This window comes from Arthrobacter sp. P4_H3 (assembly GCF_056400885.1).
In genome coordinates this window covers 13,873-40,642 of the sequence record NZ_JBFUKK010000031.1, presented here as the reverse complement: position 1 = coordinate 40,642, position 26,770 = coordinate 13,873, and the positions used below count along the sequence as shown (strand labels likewise).

Genomic DNA, 26,770 nt, shown 5'->3' with positions numbered 1-26,770 from the left:
GGTCACCTCGTTGCCGCAGTTGAGCGTCAGGACCGCGAGCGGGCACTTGATGCGGTGATCAGCCTGAAAGTCTCCTCGGCCATGGTGGGAGGACTGCGAATGGCACTGCTCGCGGAGGCGGTCGAGGCTTTCATCCGCAGCGGTGACTTTCCGGGCGGACGGGCGCTGGAGATGCTCGCGCACCACGGCGGTGCCACCGTGAACGAACTGCAGGTCAGCTACATCACGAAGGGCGGGTAGCGGGCAGGCTGACCGGCCGGTCCGCGTGAGACTTACGACGGCCCGTCGGGCCGGTCCGGTCTGTCCGGCGCCAGCCGGTAACCCACGCCGCGGACGGTCTGGAGCCAGCGCGGCGCTTCCGGGTTGTCCCGGAGCTTGCGGCGGAGGTTGCCGATATGGACTTCCACTGCCCGCTCGTCGGCTTCGCTGACATACGTGTCAGCGCGGGAGTTCTCGCCCCGGACCACCCGGACCAGTTCAGTTTTCGACCTCACGGCTCCGGCTCCAGTCATCAGCTCGTGGAGGAGATCGAACTCGCTGCGCGTCAGTTCAACAGGAGCCCCGCCAAGAGCTGCCGTCCGGCTCCTGTGGTTCAGGGCCAGACCGTTGTGCCGGATCACGGACTCCCCTCCGTTGGCCCCGGAGGCCGCAGGCTGGGGTTGAAGCGCAGGAGGAACGCCGCCAGTGGGCTGCTGGCGGGGCCGGCGCATCATGGCCGTTATCCGGGCCCGCAACTCCAGGGGCCGGAATGGTTTGGTGATGTAGTCATCGGCTCCACCATGTAGGGCGGTCAGCTGGTCGGGTTCTTCGGTCCTGCCTGTGAGCATGACGACGTAGGCATTGCTGAATTGACGGATCCGCCGCAGGACCTCGTAACCGTCAATGTCCGGGAGCCCGATATCCAAGGTGACAATGTTGGCTTGTTTATCCCTTGCGACGTCCACGCCTTCGCGGCCGTCGGAGGCTGTATGGACTTCAAATCCCGCCTGAAGGAGCACAGCCTCCAGAAGATTGCGCATGTCGGCGTCGTCCTCGATGACTACAGCCACGCCTAAATCGCTCATGGCCACCCCCCAATTTTGCCCGGGCAGTCCGCGTCCGGCCCAGCACCGCTGCGGTATTCATGCCACCGTTTCCAAGCTACAAGGAACGGGTCCTTTTGCATAACTTTAGTGGTCCCTGAAATGGATAGCCTTAAATTTCAGGGACGTGGCTTCAAAACAATTGGATTCCACTGAGTGCCATCCATAACGCAGCTCACTTTCGGGAATTCGTCAGGCCGCGGCCGGGTGTCAATACGGTTTTTGTCGGCTGCTGCCCGTGCGCAGGGGCCCCACGGCATAATCGGCATAACAGTTAGGGGAGTTTCCGGCTACGATCAGTGCATTGTACTCAGAGAGGTCGCTGTGGATTTCCTCCGCTAGTCACCGCCCTCGGCATCTTTCTGGGCACCTCTCTGGTGCTCGTGGTCTGCGCCCACTGACTTCTGCGGCGACATATGCGGCGCAAGCCCAAGCCCGCCCCTGCGAAGCCGAGCTGGTTTCGGACAGCGCTGCTCAAGCCGTCCGAGGAGAGAATCAAGCACGGTGTTCACGTCCGGGGACGGCGGGTCCGCAGGAAACCCTCGCCGGCACATCATTGGCCCCTGGACTCCGACGTGCCGGGAGCGGTGGCTGTCAGCCACGTCATGGCCTCGTCATGCGAGGTGAAGTAGCGGGCGGGGCAGGGCGGGGTGCACCGGGCCAGGAAGTGGTCGACGATCACGCGGTCCACCGGCGATGACCCGACCAGCGCAATGCGGGTCACCGGCCAGGGCCGGGCAAAGACTTTGCGGGCGTTGCAACCCAACCATGCCGTCCCTGCCATCTCGACCAGCATCGGGCGGCCGCGTCCCTGATGACAGAGGCGGCTTGCGGCAGCCATCGCAGCCATCGCGTCTTTCTCGTCAATAACTGCCCCTCGGACCCATCGCAGATACAGCACGCCCTCACGCAACTTAACAGCGGCTTTCGCCCCGTCGAGCATGTCCCGGATCATTTGTCCCCCCACGGCGGCATGCCCGCCATCCTGAACCTATCGCATTTAGATGACCGTTCCCCGTTTCCGGACAGGCTGCTCAAGCCGGAGCCAAGGAATCACTGGGTTCCTGCACGGGACAAACGGTCCAAAAACGCTGCGGTAAACCGCAGAAGACGAGGTTGTCGCCGGTTTCGACTATGCACCGCTCAACGTCACGAACCTGGCGTCGTCCCCGCGGTCCGCGCCGGGGCGGGGCCTACGGTGGGTGTGGAATCCTTGGGTGATGATGGCTTGAGTTGGCAACTGATGGCGACCGGTGTCTTCGGAAAGGGTGGCAGGTCGGTGGGACGTGAGGGGGAGATTTGGCGTACTGACCTCTCGACACTGCGCGATGTAGTCTTGGACCGGAACGCCATGACGGCCAGACTGGGGGAGTACCCGAGCCTGGAGCGGATCTGGGCGCTGTCCCTGCTGGACCGCGGACAGCAGGCCGTCGCGGAAGGCCGGGCACTGCTGACTAATTCGACGGACCGGTTCCGGCCCCTGCTCGTGCTGGCACGTGCCTATATCAGCGCCGGTACCGGTGGCACGAGGCCGCACGGCTGCAGGAAGATGCCCCGCGTCTGGCCCACTCGCCGGCCAGGGAAGCGCTTGTTGGTATGAGATCTGCCGGCGCCTCTTTGAGGAAGCCCTCTACCGGGACGCGGCAGCCGAACTGGAATGGGCGCATGACCTGTACCGCACCGCCGGCCGTGAACGCCTCGCCAGAGTCTGCATCAGGCCCCGCAACGCGGCCGGGAAGTCCTCGTCACAAACGGCATCGCTGACCACCGAGCCGTCTGATCGAAGTGCTGAGGCCCTCGACCCGGAGTCCATCCTGGCCATACGACTCGGCAGACTTCCCTGACGTGTGCTCACATGGAGTCTGGACCCCGAGCCACAAATTTCGCCCAGCCCGGAGAAAAAACGCAGCCGCTTCCGCCCTCCCTGAAAGGGCGAACGAAAGCGGCTCCGCTTCCCCCTGCGGCTTGAGACCGGCCCTTGTCCGACGCTGAGCCCGGGAGGGCCCTATAGCCAGGGTAGATTCCCCACACACCATCGTTCGCGGCGGTGCCCCCATGTGCGGCGGAGCCTTAGACCCCCCCCAATACATGCGAGTGAGGGCCCGGCATGACTATTGTGCCCCCGGACAACCCTCCCTGGATGAATGCGCGCAAATATTTCCGGCGGGCCCGTCCTAACCGCATGCCCCTGCGGGCGGGCTCGCATCCCCCAGAAAAATGAATCCGGTGTCACAGGGCATGGGCGCAGTTTCCCGTCAGAGGAACCTACCCGTCACTGTCCTTGCGGTTGGAGTCCGCGACGTCTTTCTCCGGGGGCGAGTTCTGGGCAGCCGCGGCATTGCCTGGCTCCTTCCGGTGGCGTGTGACCTGGTCAATGGTGACTGAGCCGAAGTAGAAGGCTACGACGACAGCAGTGATGGAGGTAAAGCTCGTCAGGAGCTCGGACGTTACTTTGTTGATCGACTCGGTTGCCTGGTTCGCCGCGCCGTCCGTCGCCGGACTTGTAGTGCTTGCGCCGCTGCTGAAGAAGACGGCCCAGGAGAGCAGAACCAGATACAGCACGATGACCGTCGCGGCGATAGCGTCCCTCATCGCGATGGCCCCGGGTTCGTCTCTGACGGTCCGCTCGTAGGACCAGATCCCGTAGAACGTGAAGACTACTAGCGACCCCAGACCCAAAACATAGCCCAGGTCCCGGAATCCCGGGAGGTAGTTCCACGACCACAGTTCTATGAGCGGGGCACCGATAACCACTAGGGCATCGGGCAGAAGAACCCGTAACCAAACCCGTTGCCTCCGCGTTCGAACCGGGGCCACGTTCGCCGCCATCTCACCCTCCGTCCGGAGCCGGAAGCCAACCCGTGCGCCGGGGCAGCGTAACGGCTCACCCGGCCCGTTACGCCAAGTTTTCGCGCAGCGAAATTCCGTGTCAAGACCCAGCTGTGGGCCTCCGCCTGCTGGAATCTGGGGTATGTGCCGTCCTATCTGGCTGTTCCGGTGGCCAGTTGTTGGCCTCACTCATTCATTGCCAGGAGTTGTGGTGACGACATGACGAAGCCGACTCTTCTTTGAGGATCTTCCTCGGATAGCTGCTTTCTGCGCACCAGCCAGAGTGCGCTCATCGCGTGTTTGTCCGGCCAAAGCGGGTGTGCACATTGTGCACACCTTCGTGCACGGGCGACTTTTGGGCCTGCATTTTGATCCCCTCCTCCTGGTCCTGCCTTCACCACTTCATGCAGGTCTCTGCTTCAGGCGACATGACTTGGCGGCCTGGACAGTCGATTTCGTAGGACGTTCCGGGGTCAGCGGGAACGTCGTCGGTGGCGTCTGTGGCTGGCGTGCGATCCGTCGACAGAGCGGAGGTGTGTGGGATCCGGACTCTTCTTCCGGGCAGCGCTGGTTTGGTTGATCCGCCAGAGTCCTGCGACCCGAGCTGGCAACGCTGGTCACTTTTCCTTCCGCGGAGCATACGCAGCAGTGGAATGCCGATCCGGACGGGTGGGACGCGGCGGTGGTGGACTGGCCCCGGAACGTCCCGCCGTCGTCGTCCGTATCCCTTTGACAGCGGGTCAGGAGGCTTCGAGGCCCCAGGGCCGGAAGGCCCGGTCTTTGTCCATGTTCCAGCCGGCCACCATTCCGGAGCCGATCATGAGGTCGCTGAGCCTGGCCAAACGGTAGGCGGGGTCTGCTTCGAGGGCGAGTTGGAGGAACTGGTGGGCTTTGCTGCCTCGTCCTTCCCACCAGTTGACGAAGGCGATGGCGGTGAGGATGGGGGCCGAGTGTTTGGTGCTGCTGTGCGTGTACGCGTGGAGCAGCAGCTGCTGTGCCCATTCGACCCGGGAGCACTGCGTTCTGGCTTTTTCGAGGGCCTCGACCGGGTTCATCGTGTGAATCGCTTTCACGCGGTCGGCTGCGTCCGCTGTTGATAATTCGGTCCTTCGCGGCCTGTTCGGGCGGGGTGGTATAGACGGGCCCGCGTCAGTCGGAGTCGGCGTCATCGGGCGTCTTCGCAAGCGTCCGCAGGTGGTCAACGGCGGCGTACAGCGCGTCCCGTAGCGGCGCGATGTCGCAAGCAACCTGCGCGAGGAGCGCGCCACCCTGGTAGGCGGCGACGAACATGTGGGCAAGCCGCACAGGGTCGGCTGACGAGTCGATGCGGTCGAGCTGCTGCATCCGCTCGAGTCCTTTACGGAAGATGTCTCGCCACTGCTCGAAGACGCGCGCGAGCTGGTCGTGAATGTCGAGATCGGTTTTGACGATCTCGCTCGCGAGGGAGCCGAGGCTGCAACCGTCCTCGAACGGGCGCCCGGCGAGGACGTAGAAGTCCGCCCAGTCCTGAAACGCGTCGACGCTGTCGAAGCCTGCGAACCGTTCGCTGCGGTGGAATTCGAGGATGCTTTCCGCCTGCCATTCTATGACGCCGAGGACGAGGCTTTCTTTGTTCGGGAAGTAGTGGGCGAGCTGCGACCCGCTGACGCCGGCGGCCTTGCGGAGGAGCTCGTTGTTCGTGGCGCGGAAGCCGTTGGCGTAGACGAGCTCCGCGGCGTGCCGCAGGATGCGGGTGCGTGTCGCCTGCCCCTTATCTGTGAGCTTCTGCGGCACCCGAGATCCCACGCTGCCCTTCATGGCACCCACCCTAGCAAGAAACTGGGTTTGACAACCCACTTTCACATGGTGTTCACTCCTAAAGTGGACGAAATAGTCCAAAACTTATCTCTGGAGGATCACCTGCCATGTCCCGATTGACCGCTCCCACGCTCGAAGACGTTCCCGCCGGGGCGCAGAGCATCCTCCACGGAATCCGCAAGCAGTTCGGTTTCGCGCCGGGCATGTTCAACACGCTCGCGGCGAACCCCACCGTGCTCGAGATCGTGATGACTTTGCAGGGCAGCATCAGCCGTCTTCTCGACGCCAAGACGCGGCACACGATTGCACTTGCTGTCTCACAGTCCAACGGCTGCTCCTATTGCCAGGCCCTGCATACGTACGTGTCGTCGGAGCTCGGCGGCATGTCGAGCGACGACATCGAGCTTGCGCGCTCAGGAAGCTCCACCGACCCCCGTCGCGCAGCCGTGGCTCGTTTCGTGCAGCGAGTGATCGAGACCCGCGGTCAGGTCGGCGACGCCGACATCGCTGCGGTGCGCGGGGCTGGCTACAGCGACACGGAGATCCTCGCGATCGTCACGATCGCGGTGGTATTCCTTCTCACGAACTACCTCAACAACGTCAACCAGACAGTCGTCGACGTCCCCGCCGTCGGTGGACAGGCGGTCTGACGTGTCGGGCTCCGAGATCTACGAGAGGTTCATGGCCCTGCATACCCGCGAGGGTGGTCTGGTCATGCCGAACGCTTGGGACGGCCTCTCGGCGCAGCTCCTCGCCGCTTCCGGCTTCGAGGCGATCGCGACGTCGTCCTTTGCTCTCGCCGCGTCGCTGGGTCGGTTGGACGGGCGTCACCTGGTCACCCGCGACGAGCACCTCGCGCACGCAGGGCTACTCGCTCGTCTGACTGACCTGCCTGTCAACGGCGATTTCGAGGACGGCTATGCAGACACGCCCCGGGACATCGCGGCGACCGTGAACGCAGCGGTCGAGCACGGCTTGGCCGGTATCGCCATCGAGGACACATCCGGCGATCCCGACCGGCCCATCCGCGACTTCGACGAGGCGGTCGCTCGCGTGCGCGCGGCCGTCGTGGCGGCCAAGGGCCGCATCGTAGTCACTGGGCGGACAGACAACTACCTGCATGGGCGGCCCGATCTCGACGATACGATCCGCCGCCTCACCGCCTTCGCCGAGGTCGGGGCCGATGTGGTCTACGCGCCGTACCCGTCTGACCTCGATTCGCTCGGTGCGATCGTCGCTGCGGTTGCACCGACGCCGGTCAACGTCCTCATCGCGCCGGCGGACGCGGTACTGACCGTCACCGAGCTGCGGGCAGTGGGCGTCAGGCGGATCAGCCTCGGGCCAGCGCTGTACGTCCACGCGATGGGCGCCCTCGAAGAGGCGGTCGGCGCGCTCGTGCGCGGCGACCTCGCGACCGCGACGACAGGCATGGACTTCGGGCGGATAGACGCCCTGCTCGGCCGCGGCGCGCGTTGATCTTCATCAGATCAGCCGTTGCTTTACACCTCTAGCTTCTCACTCCCCATCAACCATTCAACGACGAAAGAAGACCAATCATGGATCTCAACAAGCTCATGAATAAGCACCTCACGCGCTATTTCGACGGCAGCAAGACCATCCCGGAGGAGACGCTCCAGCAGCTGCTGCGATTCCTGCGCTCGACGCCGTCGTCGGTGAACGTGCAGCCGAATCACTTCTACGTGCTTGCCACCGAGGCGGGGAAAAGCCAGCTCGCGACCAACCTGGGCGAACGCTTCCAGGACAACGCCGAGAAGGTCCTGAACGCGTCGCACGCCGTCATCCTCACCACGCGGACGGACGTGCCCGAGGAGCACCTCGGTGCGGTCTTCGCGAAGGAGCGGGCGGACAGCCGGTTCCCCGACCCCGCGAAGCAGGAGCTGTGGGAGTCGATGACCCGTGACTTCCTCAACATTCGCAACTCCACCTACAAGGATCTGGACCACTGGATGGAGAAGCAGACCTACATGGCGTTGGGCATGACGATGATGGCGGCCGCCGAGCTCGGCGTCGACGCCACGCCGCTGGAGGGGTTCGATCGGGCCAGCGTCGACGAGGCGTTCGGCATCCGCGAGACCGGATACACGACAACGGTGCTCCTGGCGCTCGGCTACCCTGATACGGCCAAGGCCTATGCCACGCCGATTTCCCGGTTCGACGCCGACCGGTTGTTCACTTTCGCCTGAACCGCGGACCCGGCGCCTCCAGGGCGCCGGGTCCATCTGAATCGGAGTGCGACCGCGCGCGGGCGCCTCCCGCTCGCGAGCGGCGCGTGCACCCACACGAACATCCAGGAGAGTGAAATGCAACATGATATGAGCCGGCAGGAGCGGTCGGCCACGCGCGCCGAGGAACTCCCTGGCGCGGAGCGGACCCATCAGTCTACTGGGGACTGGGAGGTGTGGAAGGTCGGCGGCAAAGTGTTCATGCTGCAGACCGCGATGCCCGGGGAACCGGTCGTGATCCTCAAAGCAGATCCCGCCGATGCATTATCGCTGCGCGAAGCTCACAGGGAGATCAGCCCTGGCTACCACATGAACAAGACGCACTGGATCACGCTGCATCCTGGAGACGGCATCGACGCGGGGCTCGTCGACGACCTCGTGACCGAATCGTACCTGCTTGTCGTCGAGGGGCTTCCCAAGGAGCAGCGGCCGGTAGACCCGGAGACGTTCCGACTTGCTCAGCCGCGAAGCTGAACGAGTTCGACCAACTAAGGGTCGGATGACACGCAACATTGATCCGGCTCGCAAGAGCGCCTCAGACGACACAATCGATTCGCCACGACGGCGAGGCTGCCGGCGTTTTGTGCCTGCGTCGCACCGAAGACATCCTCGATGTCGTTGGCGAGAAATACTTGGTGTGCGGGAGCATGACCCCCGCATCTCTGCGAGGTCACGCTGAGATGCGGTCTGCCGATCGCCAGGCGGCTCTCGGGTCGCCGTAGATCTCGAACGCGCCTTGGGCATCTTCGGCAGACCAAGACTGCAGGATGAGGGTCGCAGCCACGATGCGCTCCGGCTCGATGGTGATGTGCAGGTCGTCCATGGCCCCAGCGCCGGCTGTTCGTGACTCGCGTGGTGCGAGTCGCGATGAATGCCGAGCGGTTAATGTCGACTGGGGCGTTGAACTCGGAGTGGCCTTGGACGTAGTCGGCACCGAACCCGCAGTAGATGCCAACCTTGGTCTGACTTTGGGTCAGGTCTTCCAGGGCATAGCTGCCAGCCGACCCAGTGCCCTGATGTCGTTCGTCTGGGTCCACGTAAGAGTGGGTAAGCGTAATCCGGCCGCCGGTCGTCTAGTAAGCCAGGGTACCGACGACCCGACCATCGGTCAGCCCCTCGTAGAGGCGAGCTGTCCCCCGAGCACCCCACCATAGGCGCACAATGGCCCAGTTAGTCCAATTTATTGCACGCCGTCGTAGCACTGTGGGAGGAAAGGTGGCATAGTTGGACGATATAGTCCCATTTCGGGCTAACACGGATGCTCGACTCACCCACATATTGGAGGGGACTCGATGAGCAGTGAACAACTTTTGCCGGAGGTGTGAATGGCCATGACGTCCGCGATCCATGTTGCAGGTTCGCCCCCAACCGCGGGGCCCACACCGCGACTTCTGGTGGCCATGGATAAGTTCAAAGGAACTCTGACCTCTCATCAGGCCGCAGAGGCCTTGACACGGGGCATGGTCCGCAGCGACTTCCTGAGTAACGTCACCATCGTTCCTCTGGCTGATGGCGGCGACGGAACCGTGGACGCTGCCGTTAGCGCCGGCTACGAGCGAATTCCTTTTACCGTCACCGGCCCCACCGGAATACCGCTAAAGGCCGAAGTGGCGTTGCGGGACCACACCGCCGTCGTCGAGGTGGCCGATATCTGCGGACTCCGCAGGCTACCTGGCAACACAGCAGCTCCTTATCATGGCTCTTCGGCAGGTGTCGGCGAGCTGCTTCTTGGGCTGGCCGATCAGGGCGTCAGCTCAGTTGTCCTGGGGCTCGGGGGAAGTGCGACCACGGACGGTGGGACGGGTATGCTCTCAGCCCTCGGGGTTCGGTTCCTTGACAAAGAGGGGATCCCGATTCGTCCCGAGGGAGGGGAGCTGGTGGGGCTCGCCAGCATCGACTGGGATCGGGTGGACCTGCGGGTAGTCCTGCTCGATATTGCCGTGGCCTGCGACGTCGAAAGTCCGCTCCTGGCAAGACGGGCGCAGCCCACATGTTCGGTCCGCAAAAGGCGCCGACCTCAACATGGTCGGGATCCTGGAGGAAGGCCTTGCAAAAACCTCGCCCGCGTGGCCGAAGCGTTCCCTCCGCCGGCAAGAACGGCACCCGTTCAACTGCTCGCCGCCGAAGCCGGCGCCGCTGGGGCCTTGGATTCGGTGCCCGGCTCTTGAACGCCCGGTTCACCTCCGGAGCAGACTTCGTTCTGGACCTCCTGGACGTCCGTCGGCTCTTGAAAGAAACCGATCTGGTCATTACGGGAGAAGGCCGGCTGGACTACCAGTCACTCCAAGGCAAAGGCCCGGTGGCTATCGCCAGGCTCGCGGAAGAAGCAGGAGTGCCGGCCGTCGCAGTGGTCGGTCAGAACCTGATCCGTCTCAGCGACTTGCCGCTGACATCCCTGAGAACCGTGTGGGCGATGTCCGACATCAACGGGGACACCGCTCTAAGCCCGGTACTTCCTGCGAGGTACTCGGCCCCATTAGGGAACCAATCGCGGAAGTCCTTATTTCCCAGCCCCACGAAGGCTGGAACCAGATGCAACACACCGTGCACTCCAAGCTCTGTAGTGCATAAGACCAACTGAGACACCTATAGGAAACCCATCATGTCCTTTCTGCAGATTTTCAAGGGGCCCGAAGCCTCCATTGATGACCAGATCGAAAGCTATGCGATCGAACGCGTACCGGCTGAAAAGCGCTGGTCCATTCCGGCCATCAGCCTAGTTCTGCTTGGCAATGCCACCGCAATGTTCTTCTTCTCCTTCGGCGCCCAGCAAACGTTCCTGGTCGGCTGGCCCATGATGCTGATCCCGATCGGATACTTTTTCTTCGGCGCCATCCTGATCGGATCGCTGACCATGCGCATGGCCAGCCGGGAAGGACTTTCCCAGAGCCTCATCTCCCGGGGCCTCGGCTTCGGAAGCCGCGGCGCTGCCCTGACGTCATTCATCTACGCCGTGAACTTCATCTATTACTTCCTCTTTGAGGGAACGATCGTTTCGCACGCCGTGGCGTACTACTTCAACATCGAGATCAACTCCATCGGCGGCATCCTCATCTTCGCCTCGATCGGACTCGTGACCATCGCCTTCGTCTGGCGTGGCATGTATGCCATGTCGGTTCTGCAGACCTGGGGCTTCCCGATCTTCGTCGGACTGCTCATCTGGGCGCTTTTCGAACTGAACGGCAGCGGCGCGAGCGTGGGCCTCGAAGGCTGGGCCGCGACGGGAGTCTCTGGCGGAGCTGCGATGTGGACAGCCATGAGTTTTGCAAACGGCCAGATGATCTTCCAGGGCCTGATGGCCACCGACTACGGACGATTCGCAGCGAAAAACATTCGATACCGCGGCACCGCCACGATCATGATCCTGGAACTCATCCCAATGTTCGCGGTCATTTTCATCGGCGCATTCCTGGGGGCCTCACTCGTCGGACAATTCGGCGTCGAAAAGGCACAGGACCCCGGATTCGTATTCGTCCACCTCCTCGGCCTGGCCGGTGTCTTCTTTGTTATCGTTACCCAGATCCGCATCAACGTCATGAACCTCTACGGCGGCTCCATCACTCTCTCCAGCGGATTCGATGTCGCGGCGCACTTCCGCCCAGGACGCCCCTGGTGGATGTTCGCCGTGTGGCTCTTCGGGGTCATCTTCTACGCCACAAACGTCATCAATCACCTGGGGACCTTCCTCGCCATCACCGGTGTCCTTACCAACACATGGGTCCTCATCATCCTGGCGGACTACTTCATCTGCCGCCGCTGGCTCAAGCTCGGCCGTGGAGAAGACATCGAATACCGTGAAGAAGACGTCCGCCCCTGGAACCCCTGCGGCCTCATCTCCCTCGGCGTCGCTGTCGCCGTTGGTGCCCTCGGAATCATCGAGGTCTACCCGATCGCCTACGCCTCCTTCATTTCCATGATCCTTGGACCGATACTCCACGTCGCACTGACCGCAGCCACCAAGGGTAAGTACTACCTGCCCAAGAAGAGCGCGGAACTCGAGGGAGCTCTCCTGTGAAAGCCAGCCAAACGAGGGCCTGGAGCTGCGACACCTTCGTGGCCCAGGCAGACGCTACAACACATGGACGGATCATCTTCGGAAAGAACAGCGACCGGCCCGCCGGTGAGGCACAACCGCTCCGTTTCGTCCCGGCACGCCCCGGCCACGGGCAACTTGATCTTGCCTACGTGTCGATCAAAGACGAACCTGCCTACGCCCACATCGGAGCCGCCCCCTATTGGTGCTGGGGATACGAATTCGGCATCAATGAACACAACGTCACCATCGGCAATGAGGCCCAGTTCACCCGGGCCTGGGCAGAATCCCTTGCCGAAGCCAAGAACGGTCGGCCGCCGGCCGCCGGCCTCATCGGAATGGAACTGCTCCGACTGGGACTGGAACGCGCCCGGACAGCAACTGAGGCACTGGACATCATGACGACGCTGCTCGAACAACACGGCCAATGGGCCTCAGGGCTCCAAGGGAAAAACCCCTCGGACGGGTCCTACGACAATTCGTTCCTCATCACGGACGGCAAGGAGGCCTGGGTCCTCGAAACCAGCGGCCGCGAATGGATCAGCCGCTGCATCGACACCGGCGCCTACTCCATCAGCAACGAACCCTCCATCCGAACCGACTACGACCGGAACAGCGAAGGACTTCTCACCGCAGCAAGAGCCAAGGGATGGCTCAGCCCTGACCGGTCTTTCGACTATGCAGAAACACACGCCGACCCGGGCACCTCACTACAGGTCTCGCATATGAGGCAGCGCCGGTCACAGCAACTGCTGCAAGACGCCAAAGCAGACGGCGGAGTAGGTCTGGACTGTGCCAAAACGATCCTCAGGGATCACTTCGAGGGAACCTTCCTGGACGGACCTTACTTCAATGCCGCACGACCGGATTTCCTCTCCCTGTGCATGCACGAACATCCCGCCGGATTCACCTGGGGCAACACTGCAGGCTCGATCATCGTCGAATCTGCACGGGACGAAAACGACCTCACCGTCATCTGGTGGACACCGCTTCCGCCATGCATCGGAGCCTACATCCCCATCTTCATGCAGTCCCGGGAACTACCTGAAGCAGTCCAGACACCGGAACAACCCACCGACATCCGTCCTCCGGAAACCTGGGAGCAGGCACCATTCGACCCGACCGGATACTGGTGGAAGTTCCAAAACCTGCTGGACGCGGCAAAAGGCGACCCTTTGGGGACTCAATTCCCGGAACGGCAGCCGGTAATCCGGGCACAATTCGACACACTGGAAAAGATTTGGGCCGAAAAGGTGTCGGAGCTGCGCAACTCCTGGAACCGTGCCGGTGCCATGGAAAGGGACGACCTCGTCCCCGACCTCAGAAATCTCACGGCGGAAGCTGTTGACGACGTCCAACGCCACATCGATTCGTATCTTGCCGAATATGCACCGGAAGCGTTGTCCGAACCACTGGATCAACGGTGGCTCGGCAACCAGACCGCCTCAGTCTGACCCGCCGGTCCCGGCGAAACACCACCACCATCACGGACCCATGGCAGACGTTCCTGCCTGCCATGGGTCCGACCGCACACATCGGGAACACAGCAGCGTCGACGCAAATTCCGCTCTCGAACCAAGCAAGAAAGCGACGACCGAGATGACAACAGGCGCAACAGGCATCAAACTCACCATCGCAGTTACAGGCCCAGAAAAACCCATGCAGAAAGAGATCGACGACGCCGTCCAAAAACCATCGGTCACGCCCTGCATCTTCGCCAACGAATCCTAGTTAGCCGAGTCCGCTGATGTCGAGCCAGAATTGGTCGGAGTCTCAACGAGACGCAGCAGGACGCCCCCGCAGGAACTGCAGGGCGCAACAATTCCCGGTCTGACCCTCGGCATAGCCTATTCTTTGGTCTGCCACCGCAACCAACTCTACGGAAAGCTGTCAGTATGACACCGGTGGCATCCGAACCGGTCCTGCGGCATTTGCGTCCTCTGGGGAGAGTCCGTTCGAGCCCTGATGTGACACGCCTTAAGAGGCGTAACTGAGGTCAGGTTCGGTTGTGCTCCAGCTGGACGGTCTGGAAGTTTAACGGGTCCAGGCTGTCATCAGATTCTTGTTGCTCCTCCCGCTGTTCCTGGGCCCGACCAGGGCGCGGGACTAACCAAGCTCGGTCGCTGACCGTCGCCCGGGCGACCGGCCTGCTCTTATCTGTCGTCGTACCAGGGAAACGTTCGCCGGTACTGGCTCGGGAAGCCACTGGCCGACGTACTTTCTTCCTGCGGACACCAGCAGTGCCGAGCAAATCAAGGCATATGCGACTGCGTCCTCCGCCTGGCTGACAGTGCCGAGCATTCTGTAGGCCAGAGCGACCAGTCGCCGCCGCTCATATCTGAACAGCTCAGCGACCGCATCACCCGTCTCCACTCCCATGAAGACCTCCAGTAGGCCGGCTGCAGGAACCGGCCATCGTAAAGACTGACGATACTACGGCGGGCTATTGTGAGGACCGTTCGAGTCCCGCTGAACCCTGGCCTCATCAAGGGCCTTGTCCCTGGTCGTGTCGGTGTGCGGGTTGCGTGCAGCGATCGCGGTGAGCAGGGTGCCGATTAGCGCCAGCGAGCCGTATCCGAGGGCGATCTGCGGAAGCGAAAAGGTGTTGGAGAGTTTGCCTGCGATGAGGGCGGGGATCGTGGCGCTGCTGTAGCAGAGTAGGTAGATGACGCTGAAGATCGGGGCCCGGTCTGCCGGGGAGCTGCCGTGCAGCAGGCCGCGGGTGGCGGCGCTGATGGCGATGCCTTGACTGGCGCCGGCGAGGATGGTCGCGACAATGAACACCACCAGTGTGCCGGTGGCGATGGCTGTAAGGATGCCGATTGTTCCGGCCAGGAAGGCGAACATGCCGAGGCGTTGGGCCGCCCCCGGTGAGAATCGGCCACCGAGGGGAGCGCCGAGAACGCTGGAACCCATGTAGGCGGCGAACACTAGTCCGAGGATGAGCGGGCTGCTGGTGTGGAGTTGATCTTCGACCAGCGCGGGCACGAAGGCTTGGTAGAAGGCTCCGGTCGCCCAAGTAGCCAGGAACACCGACGCCGCGGCGAGGAGCAGGTGCCTGGCCCGGGCTGGTATGCGGACCCGGGGTCGCAGTGATTGCCAAGCACCCGGCGTCGGAGTGGCGGTTTCCGGGCTGATAGCGATAAGCGCAATGGACAGGAGGAGGAGGCCGATGACAACCAGATAGATGAGCTCGCGGGGCCAGGGGCCGAACTGGACCAGGGCGCCAGAGGCGATGGCGCCGACGGCGAGGCCGAGCATGACTGTCTGGCTGGAGGCGACGGAGGCCAGCCAGGTCGGGCTGGCCGGCGCGGCGTCGACGATGTAGGAGGTGAGGCTGCTGCTGGCCAGCCCGGCGCCGAGGCCCATCAGGAGCCGGCCGGCGATCAGGGTGCCGACGTCGTGCACGTTCAGCAACACCAGACAGCCGAGCAGGAGCAGGCCGAGGCTGGCGATCGAAGTGGGCCGTCGGCCCACATGACCGGACAGTCGTCCCAGCACCAACAGTGTCGTGAGGGTGGCGGCGGAGTAGGCGACGACGGTCAGCGAGATGTCGGCGTTGGTGAACCCGTCCTCGGCCCGGTAGATGTTGAAAAGAGGGATCGTCGACCCCACTGCGGCAAACACGGCCACCAAAGAGACCACCGCGGAAACGAAGGCCAGGCGGAGCGTTCTGCCCCTGCGAGTCATGTCGACCGCTGGTGCCACTTTTTGCATTGAGTCGTGCCCTTCCTATTGTTTTTAAAAACCCCGACGTTCCTCAGCGGTCAGCTGCGCAGGGGCATGACGGCCGCGGTCAGCGCAGCTGCGTGTTGTGGCGGTTTCGGTGCGCCAGATCCGCACTGGGATTGATCTTGGGTTTGGCGCCTACCCGAGGCCCGGGCTATCTCGCGGCCAGCAGCCTCACGGGCGCCGGTTAGGCACCGGGAGCGGCCGCGCAGGCTGAGACGCAGACCAACGTGCCTTCACACTTCTGAGACACGTCGTTGTACAGAGCTTCATGCTCTGCGCCATTAGCCAGCAAGATGTACGCTCCACGGCCATGAATCAGAGCAACGTCGCCGAGGATGCGGATCTTGACTTCGAGCAGAGCGAGATCCTTGAAAGGGCGCGGCTTAGCGATGTACTCGAGGTACTCGTCGCGGTTTCGGGTGACACCGGTGTCTGGACGACGAAATTTTCAGCAAGCAACTCTCTGAAGCGCTTGGCATCTCTGACCTGGTCCGCATGGTTGTAGTCAATGTTGAGCTAATCGAGAACCGCCAGATCTTCATAAGACTGCTAGGTGTCATTCATTTTCCTGCTCCTTTCGCGCGTGGTTCGGCGTTAGCTGTAGGTGCGCACAACGAACGGCGCCATTGTGCGAGTAATTTGCGTCGGTTCGCGGCACCGTCTTACCCCCGATGTCATCCACCAGCGGTTTGGTTCAAACCGCTCGCAAGCGGTTGAAAGCACGGCGGCCGCGGATGCAGAGGATCCTGCTACAGCTGCCGCCCGAGCAGGGTCGGGTCGGCGGCATCGCTGGCCGTTCATCGTCGGCCCGATGCTCGCAGCCGGTTGGAGCCTCGGGTGGCTGTGGTGCACAGCCAGCCAAAGTACCGCGGCCCCCTGCACGCGGGCGACGTGCAGGGGCTCGACGGTAACGCCGAGCGCGAGAGGCTTTTCGGCCCTGTTCCTGTCCCGTCCCGTTTCTATCCCTTTCGCAAGGCTGCGTAGTCTGCGGGCAGAGGGGGCGCGGGCGCCAGTGAGTCACGACATGTCCGGGGAACGACCGACGCTGCTGCTCAGTCCAATCCGGGCAGGCCTTGACCGCCGAGTGTTGGCCGCGGGCCTGGCTGTAAGCACAGTATCCCGGCGAGGTATTGACGGACTGTACGATTGTCGTACAATCTAAGAAGGGAGCCATCGCACCGTAGCGGCCGCTCCACAGAGAGTTACGAGGAGGTAACTAGTGAGCATCAATCAAGCTGATATGCAGCACAAGAAGTTGGGCCAGGCCGCTTTCGCAGTTGGCGTGGGCAACTTCATGGAGTGGTTCGATTTCGCCGTGTACGGGTTCTTCGCCGTCATCATCGGCCAGCTTTTCTTTGCGGACCAGAGCCCCGTGGTGTCTCTCCTGTCATCCCTGGGCGTTTTTGCAGTCGGCTTCCTTATGCGGCCGCTCGGCGGGTTCATCCTGGGACCGATCGGTGACAAGTACGGCCGCCGCGCGGCCCTGAGCTTCTCGGTCCTGGCCATGGGCCTAGCCACCACGATGATTGGGTTTATTCCGACCTACGCGGCCATCGGCGTCGCCGCTCCTCTGTTGCTGGTGCTCCTGCGCTGCGTCCAGGGGCTTTCCGCGGGCGGAGAGTGGACGGGCTCCGCTGCCTTCCTGATTGAGGGAGCCCCCCGGCACCGCCGCGCCACCTATGCCAGCGTCATTTCGGCAACGGCAGCACTGGCCACCGTCGCCGGCAGCGGATTCGCCCTCTGGCTCAACAACATCCTGACCAAAGAACAGCTCATGGACTTCGGCTGGAGGATCCCCTTCTGGGCCGCCGCGCCGCTTGCCCTGATCGGACTGTTCGTCCGACTCCGGCTGGACGACACCCCGGTCTTCAAAGAAATCAAGAAGACCCGCGACTCGGCCGCGGTTCCTGCGCCGAAGCTCAAGCGCAACCTGAAGGCCGTCGCCCTCACCATCTGTTTCGCGGCGGTCCAGGGCCTCGGCTACTACTACCTGGCCACCTACGTGGTGAACTACCTCGAAGTGACCCTCAAGATCCAGCGCCCCAATGCCCTGATGCTCAGCGCAATCGGCCTGCTCATCTACATGGTCTTCTGCCCCATCGCGGGCATGATCTCGGACAAATACGGCCGGCGGATCCCCAACCTCGTGGGCACGGTGGGCTACGTCCTGCTGCCCATTCCGGTCTTCCTGTTGATGAGCACCGGCAACCCGGCCCTCATCATCCTCGGCCTGGTCCTCTTGGGCGCCATCCAGTGCCTGGTCTCAGTGACCACGGTGGTCATGCTGGTCGAGCTCTTCCCGGCGTCCACCCGGGCCACCGGCAGCGCGATCGGATTCAACATCGCCCTCGCCTTCATCGCCGGCCCCGGGCCCTACATCGGCGCGTTCCTGGCTTCCAGCACCGGCAATGCCATCGCTCCGGCCTTCTACCAGGTCTTCATCGCTCTCGTCGCCCTGGTGGTCCTGCTCAAGTGGCTTCCAGAGAGCAGCAAGCAGGATATCTTCAGCGACGAGATCGACTGGCACGCCAAAACGCCCGGCCCGGTTGAGTCAGCCAAGGTCACTGCCTAAGCGAGGATAGCGAGCATGACGAACAGCGATACGTATCAAGTCAGCATTGTGAAGTTCGGTACCCGATCCACAGTGAAGAGCGACGTGTACCTGAACTACCACATCTATAAAACGCCTGACGAGCCCGTGGACATGGACTACTTCTTCTGGGTGATCCGCAACGGGCAACGTACCGTCGTCGTCGATACCGGCTTCTCCCGGCACGGCGGGGAGGTGCGGAACCGCACCTTCCTGATCGAGCCGGCCGCGGCATTCGCCGCCCTGGGCGTGGATCCCCGGGAAGCCCCGCAGGTCGTGGTCACCCACGCGCACTACGACCACATCGGGAACCTGGACCTGTTCCCGGACTCGAACATCATGATGGCCCGCGCTGAACTGGAGTTCTGGCTCAGCAGCTTCGCCGCCCGCAAGCAGTTCCAGCATTCGATCGAAACCGAAGAACTGGACTACCTGAAGCGCGCGGCGGGGGAGGGCAGGGTCACGACCTTCGACGACGACCACACCGTTGCCCCCGGCATCCACATCTCACGCGTCGGCGGCCACACACCGGGCCAGTCGATCGTCACCGTGCAAACTAGTGAGGGCCAAGTGGTGCTCGCCTCCGACGCCATCCACTACTACGAAGAATTCGAACAGGACCTGCCGTTCATGTTCGTCAACGACGTGCGGGAAATGTATGCCGGGTTCGACACGATCCGGCGGCTGATGGACACAACAGCCAGCCATCTCGTGACAGGCCACGACCCCTCCACCCTGGAGCGGTTCACCCCCGTCACCTCCGGCCCGCTGGCCGGACTGGCAGCAACCATCGGCAGAAAGGAAGAACAGACATGAGTATCCTGCGTTTTGACGGCAAAGTAGCCGTCGTTACCGGCGCGGCCGGGGGCCTGGGTAAAGCCTCGGCCTGGCGGCTCGCCGCGGAGGGCGCGCACGTCGTCGTCGTCGACATCAACGCCGACGCCGCCGACGCCGTAGCGCGATCGTTGCCCACCCGGTCCATAGCCATTGCGGCCGACGTGGCCCAGGAAGCCGACGTCCACAATTACATGCGGGAGGCGCTGAACGCCTTCGGCCGGGTGGACCTGCACCACCTCAACGCCGGGATCTTCGGCAAGTTCGCGGCACTCCCGGACGTCGAGGTGGAGGATTTCGACCACGTTATGAACGTCAACGTCCGCGGGCAGTTCCTGGGCCTGCGGGCGGCCTTCCGGCAGTTCGCCGCGCAGGGCACCGGCGGCAACATCGCCATCACCGCCTCCATCGCAAGCCTCACGGGGGCGGCGGACCTGCTGGCCTACCACACGTCCAAACACGCCGTCGTGGGACTGGTCCACGGCGGCTCCGTCTACGGCGGCCCGCTGGGCATCAGAGTCAACGCGGTGGCGCCCGGCATCGTCCCCACCGAACTCTTCGCCGCTGCCGCAACCACCAGCGGCGGCAAGAACGACATGGAGCAGCGCGCCACCACCACCCCGCTGCGCCGGGCAGGCACCGCCGAGGAAATCGCCGGCGTCGTGGCCTTCCTGCTCAGCGATGACTCCGCATACGTCACTGGCCAGGTGATCGCGGCCGACGGCGGTGCCTCCATTGTGAACACCGTCCGGCCCAGCGGCGGCGCCGGAGCCTGGGACACCACCAGCGTGGACGAGGCCATCTACGGCAAAACCTTCCAGAGGACAGGACAATGAGCGAACTCCGTATTGGATTCATTGGCCTTGGCAACATGGGCGGCCGCATGGCCACCTGCATCACCAAGGCCGGAAAAGACGTGCTGGGCTACGACCCCATTGCAGAAAACATCTCCGCCGCTGGCGCCACCGCAGCCCGCAGCGCGGCAGACGTGGTGGCCGGCTCGGACATCATCCTCCTCTCTCTCCCCAAGAGTGCCGTCGTGGAGGCCGTGATGCTCGGTGACGGCGGCGTCCTGGAACACCTCCGGGACGGGCAGATCGTGGTCGACCTGAGCACGTCCGCCCCCGCCTCCACCCGCATGATTGCCGGAAAGGTGGCCGCCGCAGGCGCGAACTACCTCGACGCCGGCATCTCCGGCGGTGCGGCAGCCGCGGAAAAGGCCGAACTGGTGCTGATGGTGGGCGGAGAGGAAAGCACCCTTGAACGCGCACGGCCGGCGCTGGAACTTTTCTCCAGCAAGATCTTCTACACCGGAGCATCCGGGGCAGGCCACACGACGAAGCTCATCAACAACTTTCTGAACGCCATCACCCTCTCCGCCACGGCGGAAGCGATGGTCGCCGGCAAGAAGGCCGGCCTGGACCTGGAGGTGCTGCTGGATGTCATCAACAACAGCTCAGGGGTCAGCTTCGCCTCGCTGAACAGATTCCCGAAGATCATCAAGGGGGACTACCTAAAGGGCGGCCTCACCAACGCCCTGATGATGAAGGACGTGCTGGCCTACGTTGAGTTGGCCGGAGACCTCGGGGTGGCAAGCCCGAATTCCGCGGGGCCGCTGGCGAGCTTCGGCCTGGCCAACGCCCTCGGCTACGCCGACCTGATCAGCAACACCGTGGTCGACGCCATCGGAGATGTGTCCGGCGGCGTGCGGCTCTTCGACCCGGTGCCGGTAGGCGACGAAGTGCCGGACGCAAAAAAGGAGCAGCCATGAGGATCATCAACGGACCCGGGCAGGACGGCACGGCAGGCAAAGCCGGCTCGCAGTTCAGCGGCACTGCTTTCCCGTACCTGACGATGTCATCCACGGACGGCGTCACCATCAACACGGTCAACTTCACCCCGGGCGCCAGGACGTACTGGCACCATCACGAAAACGGCCAGATCCTCCAGGTCCTTGCGGGGCGCGGCCTGATCCAGGCAGAAGGGGAGGACAACCCTCGCGTGCTCAACGCCGGCGACACCGTGTGGTGCCCGCCAGGGGAACGCCACTGGCACGGGGCCGCAGCGGACTCATTCATGACGCACACCGCGATCTCCCTGGGCCAGACCCACTGGGCCGAACCCGTCGAGGAATCCGACTACACCACGATCCCAGAGCTTCGAAAGGAATAACCATGGACACTAACGACACCCACGCCACCACATACGAAGAGGGCCTGGCGGTGCGCAAGGAGGTCCTTGGCGCGAGCCACGTGGAGCGCTCCCTCGGGCAGGTATCCGAATTCAGCCGACCCATCCAGGAACTGGTTACCGAATACTGCTGGGGCGCCGTCTGGACCCGCGAAGGCCTTGACCGCCGCAGTCGCAGCATGATCAACCTTGCGATGCTCACCGCCCTGAACCGGCCCCACGAACTCGGAGTCCACGTCCGCGGCGCCATCAACAACGGCGTCTCGGAGCAGGAAATCCAGGAGGTCCTGATGCAGACAGCCATCTATGTCGGCGTCCCCGCGGCTTTAGATTCGTTCCGGATCGCCGAGAAAGTGCTTAATGAGATGAAGGTAAGCCCGACGCCATGACCACGATCGCATTTATCGGCCTGGGCAACATGGGCACCCCGATGGCGCAGCGACTGCTCGCGGCAGGCCTCAACGTAAGGGGGTTCGACCTCTCCGAACAGGCCATGACCAAGCTGGCGGAGGCAGGCGGCATCAGCTGCATCTCCCCGGCGGAAGCCGTGACGGGTGCGTCCACCGTCATCCTGATGCTGCCCAACTCCGACGTCGTTGAAGGCGTCATCACAAACCCCGAAGTGAATGCCGAACTGGCCGCCAACACTCTGGTTATGGACATGAGCTCGAGCGAGCCGCTTCGCAGCAGGGCCCTCGAGCAACGGCTGCGGCAAGAAGGGATCCGTTTCGTCGACGCCCCGGTATCTGGAGGCGTGAAGGGGGCGGAAAATGGGGTGCTGACCGTCATGGCAGGTGGATCGGACGAAGACCTGGCGGAGGCAGCCTTCATTCTGGAGTGTTTCGGGACCGTCAAGCGTGCCGGGCAAGTAGGGGCAGGGCACGCCGCGAAGGCACTGAACAACCTCATGTCCGCCACCCACCTGCTGGTCAGCAGCGAGGCAATCCTAGCCGGGCAGAGCTTCGGCGTGGATCCAGAGCTCCTGCTGCAGATCGTCAACGGCTCCAGCGGCAAGAGCGGCTCGACCGAGAACAAATGGCCCAACTTCATCCTCCCCGGCACTTTCGACTCCGGCTTCGCGCTGAAGCTGATGCTCAAGGACATGAGGATTGCGGTGGACCTCGCCGACCAGGTCCACGCCGCGTCGAGGCTCAGCCACGCCGCGGTTCTGCTCTGGGAAGAAGCGGCTGCACAACTGCCCGACAACGCCGACCACACAGAAATAGCCCGGTGGGTGGCCGCGACTTCACAAGAGTCCGCCGTCAGCCACAGGTAGGATTGCTGAGATCCGCGCGCAGGAAGAAGGAGCACGATGACCGTGACCAATTCATTGGCCGACTCATGGGCGTCCGAGCCGCTGGGACGCGTGGCCGCGCCAGTGCGCGAGCAAGTTGCCGACCGGCTCCGGAGCGCCATCACCGGGCTTCAGCTCAAACCCGGGCAGCGCCTCGTGGAGCGGGAGCTGATGGAGCAGCTCGGCGTCTCCCGGACCACCATCCGGGAAGCGATCCGGGAGCTTTCCTCCGAGGGGCTCGTGACTGTTGTTCCGCAGAAAGGCGCAATCGTCAGCAGGCCCACGCGCTCGGAAGCCGAGGACCTCTACGAGGTGCGCGCCACCCTGGAGTCACTCATTGTCCAGCGGTTCATCGAACGGGGGACTGACCCGGAGATTGGTGATCTTCAGAGGGCTACTGCGCACTACCGGAAGGTGACGGAAGAGCACAGCGATGACATGCGTGGGGTGCTCGCGGCCAAGGACGGCATCTACGCAGTGCTGATCGCGGGCGCCCGCAGCGAACCGTTGCGTCAGCTCATCGAGCAGATCCAGGCCCGCGTGCACGTACTGCGAGCGGCGTCCCTCTCACACCCCGGCCGTGCCATGGAAGCGGTGGAAGAGATGGAAGCCATCGCCGCGGCGGTAGCCAAACGGGACGCCCCGCTGGCCACTGCCCTCTACGCGGCCCACGTCCGGCGTGCTGCACGCACGGCCCTCGCCGACTTCGACGACTAACCCCACTAACACCACAGCAACACCGCGGCAACGAGAGTTGCTCCGCCATGCCCGAAAACGGTCCAGCCAAGGTAACCCGCTGGCCGTGCGACCCCTCCCAGTGAAGGAAAAACCATGGAGCTGACAGCCCGCCAGCAGCAAATCAAACAAGACTTCATCAGCATCCGCGGAACGTGGGGCGACTCGTGGGAGGCTATCCTGGCGCTCAGCCCCGAGTTCCTCGCCGGGTACCTGTCCATGTCCTCCGTTCCCTGGAAGAAGAACCACCTGGAAGACAAGGTCAAGGAATTCATCTACATTGCCGTGGACAGCGCGGCCACGCACATGTACCTCGCGGGCGTTCGGCAGCATGTCCGGGCCGCCTTGCGGTTCGGCGCTACGTCGGCGGAGATCATGGAGGTGGTGGAACTGGCCAGCACCCTCGGCGTGCACGCCATGAATGTCGGAGTGCCGATTCTCTGCGAGGTCCTGGATGAAACCGGGGCGCGCCCGGCCAAGCAGCCCCTGACCGAGTACCAGGAACGGGTCAAGGCGGAATTCACCCAGAACCGCGGCTACTGGAACAAAACTTGGGACGACACCCTGGAACTCGACCCGGAATACCTTGAGGCGTACACCGAGTTCTCCTCCGCGTCCTGGAAGTACGGGCCGCTGGAGCCCAAAGTCAAGGAATTCATCTACATCGCCTTCGACATTGCCGCCACCCACCTCTACGAGCGCGGCACCAAACTGCACATGGAGAACGCGCTCCGCTACGGCGCCACGGTCGAGGAGATCCTAGAGGTCATGGAAATCGTGAGCGTCATCGGCATCCATGCGGCCACCACCGCGGCCCCGATCATCCTCGAAGAAGTCGTCGCGTTCGAAGCGGAAAAGGCAGCCCTGTGAGTGTCGCTGCACAGCCCACCGTTACTGCGGAGCGCGAGAGCGAGCTGCTCGCTTCTGTTCCGACCGGACTGCTGATCAACGGCGAGTGGCGCCCGGCGGCGTCCGGTAAGACGTTCGACGTCGAGGACCCCGCCACCGGGAAGGTCCTGCTGAGCATCGCTGACGCGGGCCCGGAGGACGGCAGGGCCGCCCTGGATGCGGCCGCTGCCGCGCAGGATTCCTGGGCGCAGGTCCCGGCCCGTGAACGCGGCGAGATCCTGCGCCGCGCCTTCGAGATGGTCACCGCCCGTGCGGAGGACTTCGCGCTGCTGATGACGATGGAGATGGGCAAGCCGCTGGCCGAGGCCCGCGGCGAGGTTACCTACGGTGCCGAGTTCCTGCGCTGGTTCTCCGAGGAAGCCGTCCGCGCGTTCGGCCGCTACTCGGTTTCCCCGGACGGCAAATCCCGGCTCCTGGTCACTAAGAAGCCTGTGGGCCCGTGCCTGCTGATCACCCCGTGGAACTTCCCGCTGGCCATGGCCACCCGGAAGATCGCCCCCGCGGTGGCCGCCGGCTGCACCATGGTCCTCAAGTCCGCGAACCTGACGCCGCTGACCTCGCAGCTGTTCGCGGCCGTGATGCAGGAAGCCGGCCTGCCCGCCGGTGTCCTGAACGTCATCCCGACCTCGACGGCCGGTGCCACCACCGGGCCTTTGATCAAGGACTCCCGGCTGCGGAAGCTCTCCTTCACCGGCTCCACCGAGGTGGGCCGCCGGCTGCTCTCGGACGCCTCCGAGACGGTGCTGCGGACCTCGATGGAGCTTGGCGGGAACGCCCCGTTCGTGGTCTTCGAGGACGCCGACATTGACGCCGCCGTCGCCGGGGCGATGCTGGCGAAGCTGCGGAACATGGGCGAGGCCTGCACCGCGGCGAACCGGTTCATTGTGCACGAGTCCGTCGCGGCCGAGTTCGCGGAGAAGTTCGCCGCGAAGATGGCGGAGATGACCACCGCCCGCGGCACCGAGCCCGAGTCCAAGGTCGGTCCGCTGATCGATGCGAAGAGCCGGGACAAGGTCCACGAGCTCGTCACCGATGCCGTGAACTCCGGTGCGGTGGCTGTCGCCGGCGGCGGGCCGGTGGACGGGCCGGGCTACTTCTACGAGCCCACCATCCTCACCGGCGTCACCGAGGGCACCCGGATCCTGTCCGAGGAAATCTTCGGACCCGTCGCGCCGATCATCACCTTCTCCACCGAGGACGACGCGATCCGGCTGGCGAACAACACCGAATATGGCCTGGTCGCCTACGTCTTCACCAAGGACCTGAACCGCGGCATCCGGATGGGCGAACGCCTCGAGACCGGCATGCTGGGCCTGAACGCCGGCGTCGTGTCCAACGCGGCTGCACCGTTCGGCGGTGTCAAGCAGTCCGGCCTGGGCCGCGAAGGCGGCCTCGAAGGCATCGAGGAGTACCTCTACACCCAGTACATCGGCATCGCCGACCCCTACGCAGGCTAAGGGCGGGAGATGTTCATCAGCTTGGAAGACGCCGCTGAGGTGGGTACCGCTGCCTTGAGGAGGGTGGGGCTGTCCGCTCCGGATACAGACATCACCCTCCGGCACCTTGTCGACTGTGAACTGAGGGGATTGTCGTTCAGCGGACTGGCCCGGATCCTCAGCATCAGTGAGCGGTCGGCTGTGAAGCCCATAGGTACGAAGGACATCAGAATCACGCGGCAGACACCTTTATCAGCCCAGCTGGATGGCGGGGACAGACTCGGCTACGTCGTAGCGCAACAAGCCGTGGAGATCGCCATCGGCAAGGCCACGGACGTGGGCCTGGCAGTCGTCGGAGCGAACAATACCTGGTACACGGGGATGCTGTCCTATTACGCGGAGATGATCACGGCCCGAGGGCTCGTGGCCGTCATCGCCTCGAATGCCTCCCCCTGGGTGGCGCCCTTCGGCGGGACAGAAGGCCGGTTCGGCACGAACCCCTTTTGCCTCGGGTTTCCCAGCACCTCAACGCCAGTGATCTGGGACATCGGGGTCTCGGAAATCATTCATGCCCAAGCCGTCCTCGCTCAGCGACAGGGACAACAACTGCCACCCGGTGTCGCCTATGACTCTGACGGTCAACTTACGACAGATCCGGCACGAGCCATGGTCGGAGCCTTTACAGCGTGGGGCGGACACAAGGGTAGCGGTCTCGGCGTGAGCATCCAATTGCTGGGAATTCTGGCCGGCTCGCCGGTCTTCCCGGAGCAGTTGGAGGACTTCGGTTTCTTTGTCCTCGCCATGCAGCCCGACCTGCTGACCCCAAGGGAAGAATTCGCGAAGAAGGTCTCGGCGTTTTCCGAGGCAATGCGGAAAACCCGGCGGGCGGATGAGGAGGTGCCCGTCCGGATGCCCTTCGAACGGTCGGCCGCCCGGCGGGCCGAGCAGCTCGTCGCCGGTGGGTTCAACGTCAACGCTGCGGTTCTTGCCGCCGTAAGGGTCCTTGCGCAGAAGGATTAATGGGCAGGAACAGCCGGGGAACAAGGCGGTGCCATGCAGCTTCCGG

The 26,770-nt window shown here is 63.6% G+C and carries 27 protein-coding genes and 2 pseudogenes; 22 read left to right on the top strand and 7 right to left on the bottom strand.

All coding sequences use genetic code 11. The features are described 5' to 3' along the window. A pseudogene (locus tag AC1DRE_RS23900) lies at positions 1-240 on the top strand (Hpt domain-containing protein); the annotation flags it as partial. A 32-nt stretch (positions 241-272) separates the two neighbouring features. Here the strand turns inward: AC1DRE_RS23900 and AC1DRE_RS23895 are convergent. Beyond that, positions 273-1,064 (bottom strand): response regulator transcription factor, encoded by a 792-nt coding sequence (locus AC1DRE_RS23895; RefSeq protein ID WP_476986967.1) that lies wholly within the window; start codon positions 1,062-1,064, stop codon positions 273-275. Positions 1,065-1,635: 571 nt separating this feature from the next. Beyond that, positions 1,636-2,037 (bottom strand): DUF7793 family protein, encoded by a 402-nt coding sequence (locus tag AC1DRE_RS23890; RefSeq protein ID WP_476986966.1) that lies wholly within the window; start codon positions 2,035-2,037, stop codon positions 1,636-1,638. Positions 2,038-2,433: 396 nt separating this feature from the next. On the opposite strand from AC1DRE_RS23890, the gene AC1DRE_RS23885 reads away from it, so the two are divergent. After that, the gene (locus tag AC1DRE_RS23885; protein WP_476986965.1) at positions 2,434-2,682 is read left to right on the top strand and encodes a hypothetical protein; all 249 of its coding nucleotides are present in this window, start codon (positions 2,434-2,436) and stop codon (positions 2,680-2,682) included. A gap of 665 nt (positions 2,683-3,347) precedes the next feature. Here the strand turns inward: AC1DRE_RS23885 and AC1DRE_RS23880 are convergent. The 3 genes from AC1DRE_RS23880 to AC1DRE_RS23870 form a co-directional block, all read right to left on the bottom strand. Continuing rightward, the gene (locus tag AC1DRE_RS23880; protein ID WP_476986964.1) at positions 3,348-3,836 is read right to left on the bottom strand and encodes a hypothetical protein; all 489 of its coding nucleotides are present in this window, start codon (positions 3,834-3,836) and stop codon (positions 3,348-3,350) included. 815 nt (positions 3,837-4,651) lie between these two features. Then, positions 4,652-4,966: a DUF4192 family protein gene (locus AC1DRE_RS23875; RefSeq protein ID WP_476986963.1), complete on the bottom strand. Its 315-nt coding sequence runs from the start codon at positions 4,964-4,966 to the stop codon at positions 4,652-4,654. Positions 4,967-5,060: 94 nt separating this feature from the next. Next, the gene (locus tag AC1DRE_RS23870) at positions 5,061-5,708 is read right to left on the bottom strand and encodes a TetR/AcrR family transcriptional regulator (protein WP_476986962.1); all 648 of its coding nucleotides are present in this window, start codon (positions 5,706-5,708) and stop codon (positions 5,061-5,063) included. Positions 5,709-5,815: 107 nt separating this feature from the next. Between AC1DRE_RS23870 and AC1DRE_RS23865 the strand changes: the two genes are divergently transcribed. From AC1DRE_RS23865 to AC1DRE_RS23850, 4 genes are all read left to right on the top strand, one after another. After that, entirely contained in the window at positions 5,816-6,358 is a 543-nt protein-coding gene (locus AC1DRE_RS23865; RefSeq protein ID WP_476986961.1) for a carboxymuconolactone decarboxylase family protein, read from the top strand. Between the two features lies 1 nt (position 6,359). Beyond that, a complete protein-coding gene (locus tag AC1DRE_RS23860; protein ID WP_476986960.1) occupies positions 6,360-7,184 on the top strand; it encodes an isocitrate lyase/PEP mutase family protein in 825 nt (274 codons plus the stop codon). An 80-nt stretch (positions 7,185-7,264) separates the two neighbouring features. Beyond that, positions 7,265-7,912 (top strand): nitroreductase family protein, encoded by a 648-nt coding sequence (locus AC1DRE_RS23855; protein WP_476986959.1) that lies wholly within the window; start codon positions 7,265-7,267, stop codon positions 7,910-7,912. Between the two features lie 117 nt (positions 7,913-8,029). Then, the gene (locus AC1DRE_RS23850) at positions 8,030-8,425 is read left to right on the top strand and encodes an MmcQ/YjbR family DNA-binding protein (RefSeq protein WP_476986958.1); all 396 of its coding nucleotides are present in this window, start codon (positions 8,030-8,032) and stop codon (positions 8,423-8,425) included. 196 nt (positions 8,426-8,621) lie between these two features. On the opposite strand, the gene AC1DRE_RS23845 is transcribed toward AC1DRE_RS23850, so the two are convergent. Continuing rightward, the gene (locus AC1DRE_RS23845; protein ID WP_476986957.1) at positions 8,622-8,774 is read right to left on the bottom strand and encodes a hypothetical protein; all 153 of its coding nucleotides are present in this window, start codon (positions 8,772-8,774) and stop codon (positions 8,622-8,624) included. 502 nt (positions 8,775-9,276) lie between these two features. Here AC1DRE_RS23845 and AC1DRE_RS23840 point away from each other — a divergent pair. From AC1DRE_RS23840 to AC1DRE_RS23825, 4 genes and pseudogenes are all read left to right on the top strand, one after another. Continuing rightward, positions 9,277-10,532: pseudogene (locus AC1DRE_RS23840) on the top strand (glycerate kinase). 21 nt (positions 10,533-10,553) lie between these two features. Further along, the gene (locus AC1DRE_RS23835; RefSeq protein ID WP_476986956.1) at positions 10,554-11,966 is read left to right on the top strand and encodes a purine-cytosine permease family protein; all 1,413 of its coding nucleotides are present in this window, start codon (positions 10,554-10,556) and stop codon (positions 11,964-11,966) included. Then, positions 11,963-13,438: a C69 family dipeptidase gene (locus AC1DRE_RS23830; protein ID WP_476986955.1), complete on the top strand. Its 1,476-nt coding sequence runs from the start codon at positions 11,963-11,965 to the stop codon at positions 13,436-13,438. The genes AC1DRE_RS23835 and AC1DRE_RS23830 overlap by 4 nt, the downstream gene beginning before the upstream one ends. 40 nt (positions 13,439-13,478) lie before the next feature. After that, positions 13,479-13,715, top strand: a complete 237-nt coding sequence (locus AC1DRE_RS23825; RefSeq protein WP_476986954.1) for a hypothetical protein — start codon at positions 13,479-13,481, stop codon at positions 13,713-13,715. A 702-nt stretch (positions 13,716-14,417) separates the two neighbouring features. Here the strand turns inward: AC1DRE_RS23825 and AC1DRE_RS23820 are convergent. Next, a complete protein-coding gene (locus AC1DRE_RS23820) occupies positions 14,418-15,674 on the bottom strand; it encodes an MFS transporter (protein ID WP_476986953.1) in 1,257 nt (418 codons plus the stop codon). A 352-nt stretch (positions 15,675-16,026) separates the two neighbouring features. Between AC1DRE_RS23820 and AC1DRE_RS23815 the strand changes: the two genes are divergently transcribed. The 12 genes from AC1DRE_RS23815 to AC1DRE_RS23760 all read left to right on the top strand — a co-directional run bounded on the left by AC1DRE_RS23815 (position 16,027) and on the right by AC1DRE_RS23760 (position 26,724). Then, a complete protein-coding gene (locus tag AC1DRE_RS23815) occupies positions 16,027-16,221 on the top strand; it encodes a hypothetical protein (protein ID WP_476986952.1) in 195 nt (64 codons plus the stop codon). Between the two features lie 714 nt (positions 16,222-16,935). Beyond that, positions 16,936-18,288: an MFS transporter gene (locus AC1DRE_RS23810; protein ID WP_476986951.1), complete on the top strand. Its 1,353-nt coding sequence runs from the start codon at positions 16,936-16,938 to the stop codon at positions 18,286-18,288. A gap of 15 nt (positions 18,289-18,303) precedes the next feature. Further along, positions 18,304-19,122: an N-acyl homoserine lactonase family protein gene (locus tag AC1DRE_RS23805; protein WP_476986950.1), complete on the top strand. Its 819-nt coding sequence runs from the start codon at positions 18,304-18,306 to the stop codon at positions 19,120-19,122. Continuing rightward, positions 19,119-19,976, top strand: a complete 858-nt coding sequence (locus AC1DRE_RS23800) for an SDR family NAD(P)-dependent oxidoreductase (RefSeq protein WP_476986949.1) — start codon at positions 19,119-19,121, stop codon at positions 19,974-19,976. The genes AC1DRE_RS23805 and AC1DRE_RS23800 overlap by 4 nt, the downstream gene beginning before the upstream one ends. After that, positions 19,973-20,911, top strand: a complete 939-nt coding sequence (locus AC1DRE_RS23795) for an NAD(P)-dependent oxidoreductase (protein ID WP_476986948.1) — start codon at positions 19,973-19,975, stop codon at positions 20,909-20,911. The genes AC1DRE_RS23800 and AC1DRE_RS23795 overlap by 4 nt, the downstream gene beginning before the upstream one ends. Then, on the top strand, positions 20,908-21,312 hold the full coding sequence (locus AC1DRE_RS23790; protein WP_476986947.1) for a cupin domain-containing protein: 405 nt from the start codon (positions 20,908-20,910) through the stop codon (positions 21,310-21,312). The genes AC1DRE_RS23795 and AC1DRE_RS23790 overlap by 4 nt, the downstream gene beginning before the upstream one ends. A 2-nt stretch (positions 21,313-21,314) precedes the next feature. Then, positions 21,315-21,719: a 4-carboxymuconolactone decarboxylase gene (pcaC, locus tag AC1DRE_RS23785; protein ID WP_476986946.1), complete on the top strand. Its 405-nt coding sequence runs from the start codon at positions 21,315-21,317 to the stop codon at positions 21,717-21,719. Continuing rightward, positions 21,716-22,606, top strand: a complete 891-nt coding sequence (locus AC1DRE_RS23780; RefSeq protein WP_476986945.1) for an NAD(P)-dependent oxidoreductase — start codon at positions 21,716-21,718, stop codon at positions 22,604-22,606. The genes pcaC and AC1DRE_RS23780 overlap by 4 nt, the downstream gene beginning before the upstream one ends. A 42-nt stretch (positions 22,607-22,648) precedes the next feature. After that, positions 22,649-23,341, top strand: coding sequence for a GntR family transcriptional regulator (locus tag AC1DRE_RS23775; protein ID WP_476986944.1), 693 nt, complete (start codon positions 22,649-22,651; stop codon positions 23,339-23,341). Between the two features lie 114 nt (positions 23,342-23,455). Next, complete coding sequence (locus tag AC1DRE_RS23770) at positions 23,456-24,229, top strand: carboxymuconolactone decarboxylase family protein (protein ID WP_476986943.1); 774 nt, start codon at positions 23,456-23,458, stop codon at positions 24,227-24,229. Further along, complete coding sequence (locus AC1DRE_RS23765; protein ID WP_476986942.1) at positions 24,226-25,725, top strand: NAD-dependent succinate-semialdehyde dehydrogenase; 1,500 nt, start codon at positions 24,226-24,228, stop codon at positions 25,723-25,725. Before AC1DRE_RS23770 ends, AC1DRE_RS23765 begins: the two co-directional genes overlap by 4 nt. Before the next feature lie 9 nt (positions 25,726-25,734). Then, positions 25,735-26,724, top strand: coding sequence for an Ldh family oxidoreductase (locus AC1DRE_RS23760; RefSeq protein ID WP_476986941.1), 990 nt, complete (start codon positions 25,735-25,737; stop codon positions 26,722-26,724). Positions 26,725-26,770: the final 46 nt, after the last annotated feature.

Bases quoted from the DNA above. Each gene is read 5' to 3' on its own strand.
- AC1DRE_RS23895 (WP_476986967.1), bottom strand. From the start codon at position 1,064: ATGAGCGATTTAGGCGTGGCTGTAGTCATCGAGGACGACGCCGACATG.
- AC1DRE_RS23890 (WP_476986966.1), bottom strand. From the start codon at position 2,037: ATGATCCGGGACATGCTCGACGGGGCGAAAGCCGCTGTTAAGTTGCGT.
- AC1DRE_RS23885 (WP_476986965.1), top strand. From the start codon at position 2,434: ATGACGGCCAGACTGGGGGAGTACCCGAGCCTGGAGCGGATCTGGGCG.
- AC1DRE_RS23875 (WP_476986963.1), bottom strand. From the start codon at position 4,966: ATGAACCCGGTCGAGGCCCTCGAAAAAGCCAGAACGCAGTGCTCCCGG.
- AC1DRE_RS23870 (WP_476986962.1), bottom strand. From the start codon at position 5,708: ATGAAGGGCAGCGTGGGATCTCGGGTGCCGCAGAAGCTCACAGATAAG.
- AC1DRE_RS23865 (WP_476986961.1), top strand. From the start codon at position 5,816: ATGTCCCGATTGACCGCTCCCACGCTCGAAGACGTTCCCGCCGGGGCG.
- AC1DRE_RS23855 (WP_476986959.1), top strand. From the start codon at position 7,265: ATGGATCTCAACAAGCTCATGAATAAGCACCTCACGCGCTATTTCGAC.
- AC1DRE_RS23850 (WP_476986958.1), top strand. From the start codon at position 8,030: ATGCAACATGATATGAGCCGGCAGGAGCGGTCGGCCACGCGCGCCGAG.
- AC1DRE_RS23845 (WP_476986957.1), bottom strand. From the start codon at position 8,774: ATGGACGACCTGCACATCACCATCGAGCCGGAGCGCATCGTGGCTGCG.
- AC1DRE_RS23835 (WP_476986956.1), top strand. From the start codon at position 10,554: ATGTCCTTTCTGCAGATTTTCAAGGGGCCCGAAGCCTCCATTGATGAC.
- AC1DRE_RS23825 (WP_476986954.1), top strand. From the start codon at position 13,479: ATGGCAGACGTTCCTGCCTGCCATGGGTCCGACCGCACACATCGGGAA.
- AC1DRE_RS23820 (WP_476986953.1), bottom strand. From the start codon at position 15,674: ATGACTCGCAGGGGCAGAACGCTCCGCCTGGCCTTCGTTTCCGCGGTG.
- AC1DRE_RS23815 (WP_476986952.1), top strand. From the start codon at position 16,027: ATGAATCAGAGCAACGTCGCCGAGGATGCGGATCTTGACTTCGAGCAG.
- AC1DRE_RS23805 (WP_476986950.1), top strand. From the start codon at position 18,304: ATGACGAACAGCGATACGTATCAAGTCAGCATTGTGAAGTTCGGTACC.
- AC1DRE_RS23800 (WP_476986949.1), top strand. From the start codon at position 19,119: ATGAGTATCCTGCGTTTTGACGGCAAAGTAGCCGTCGTTACCGGCGCG.
- AC1DRE_RS23795 (WP_476986948.1), top strand. From the start codon at position 19,973: ATGAGCGAACTCCGTATTGGATTCATTGGCCTTGGCAACATGGGCGGC.
- AC1DRE_RS23790 (WP_476986947.1), top strand. From the start codon at position 20,908: ATGAGGATCATCAACGGACCCGGGCAGGACGGCACGGCAGGCAAAGCC.
- pcaC (WP_476986946.1), top strand. From the start codon at position 21,315: ATGGACACTAACGACACCCACGCCACCACATACGAAGAGGGCCTGGCG.
- AC1DRE_RS23780 (WP_476986945.1), top strand. From the start codon at position 21,716: ATGACCACGATCGCATTTATCGGCCTGGGCAACATGGGCACCCCGATG.
- AC1DRE_RS23770 (WP_476986943.1), top strand. From the start codon at position 23,456: ATGGAGCTGACAGCCCGCCAGCAGCAAATCAAACAAGACTTCATCAGC.
- AC1DRE_RS23760 (WP_476986941.1), top strand. From the start codon at position 25,735: ATGTTCATCAGCTTGGAAGACGCCGCTGAGGTGGGTACCGCTGCCTTG.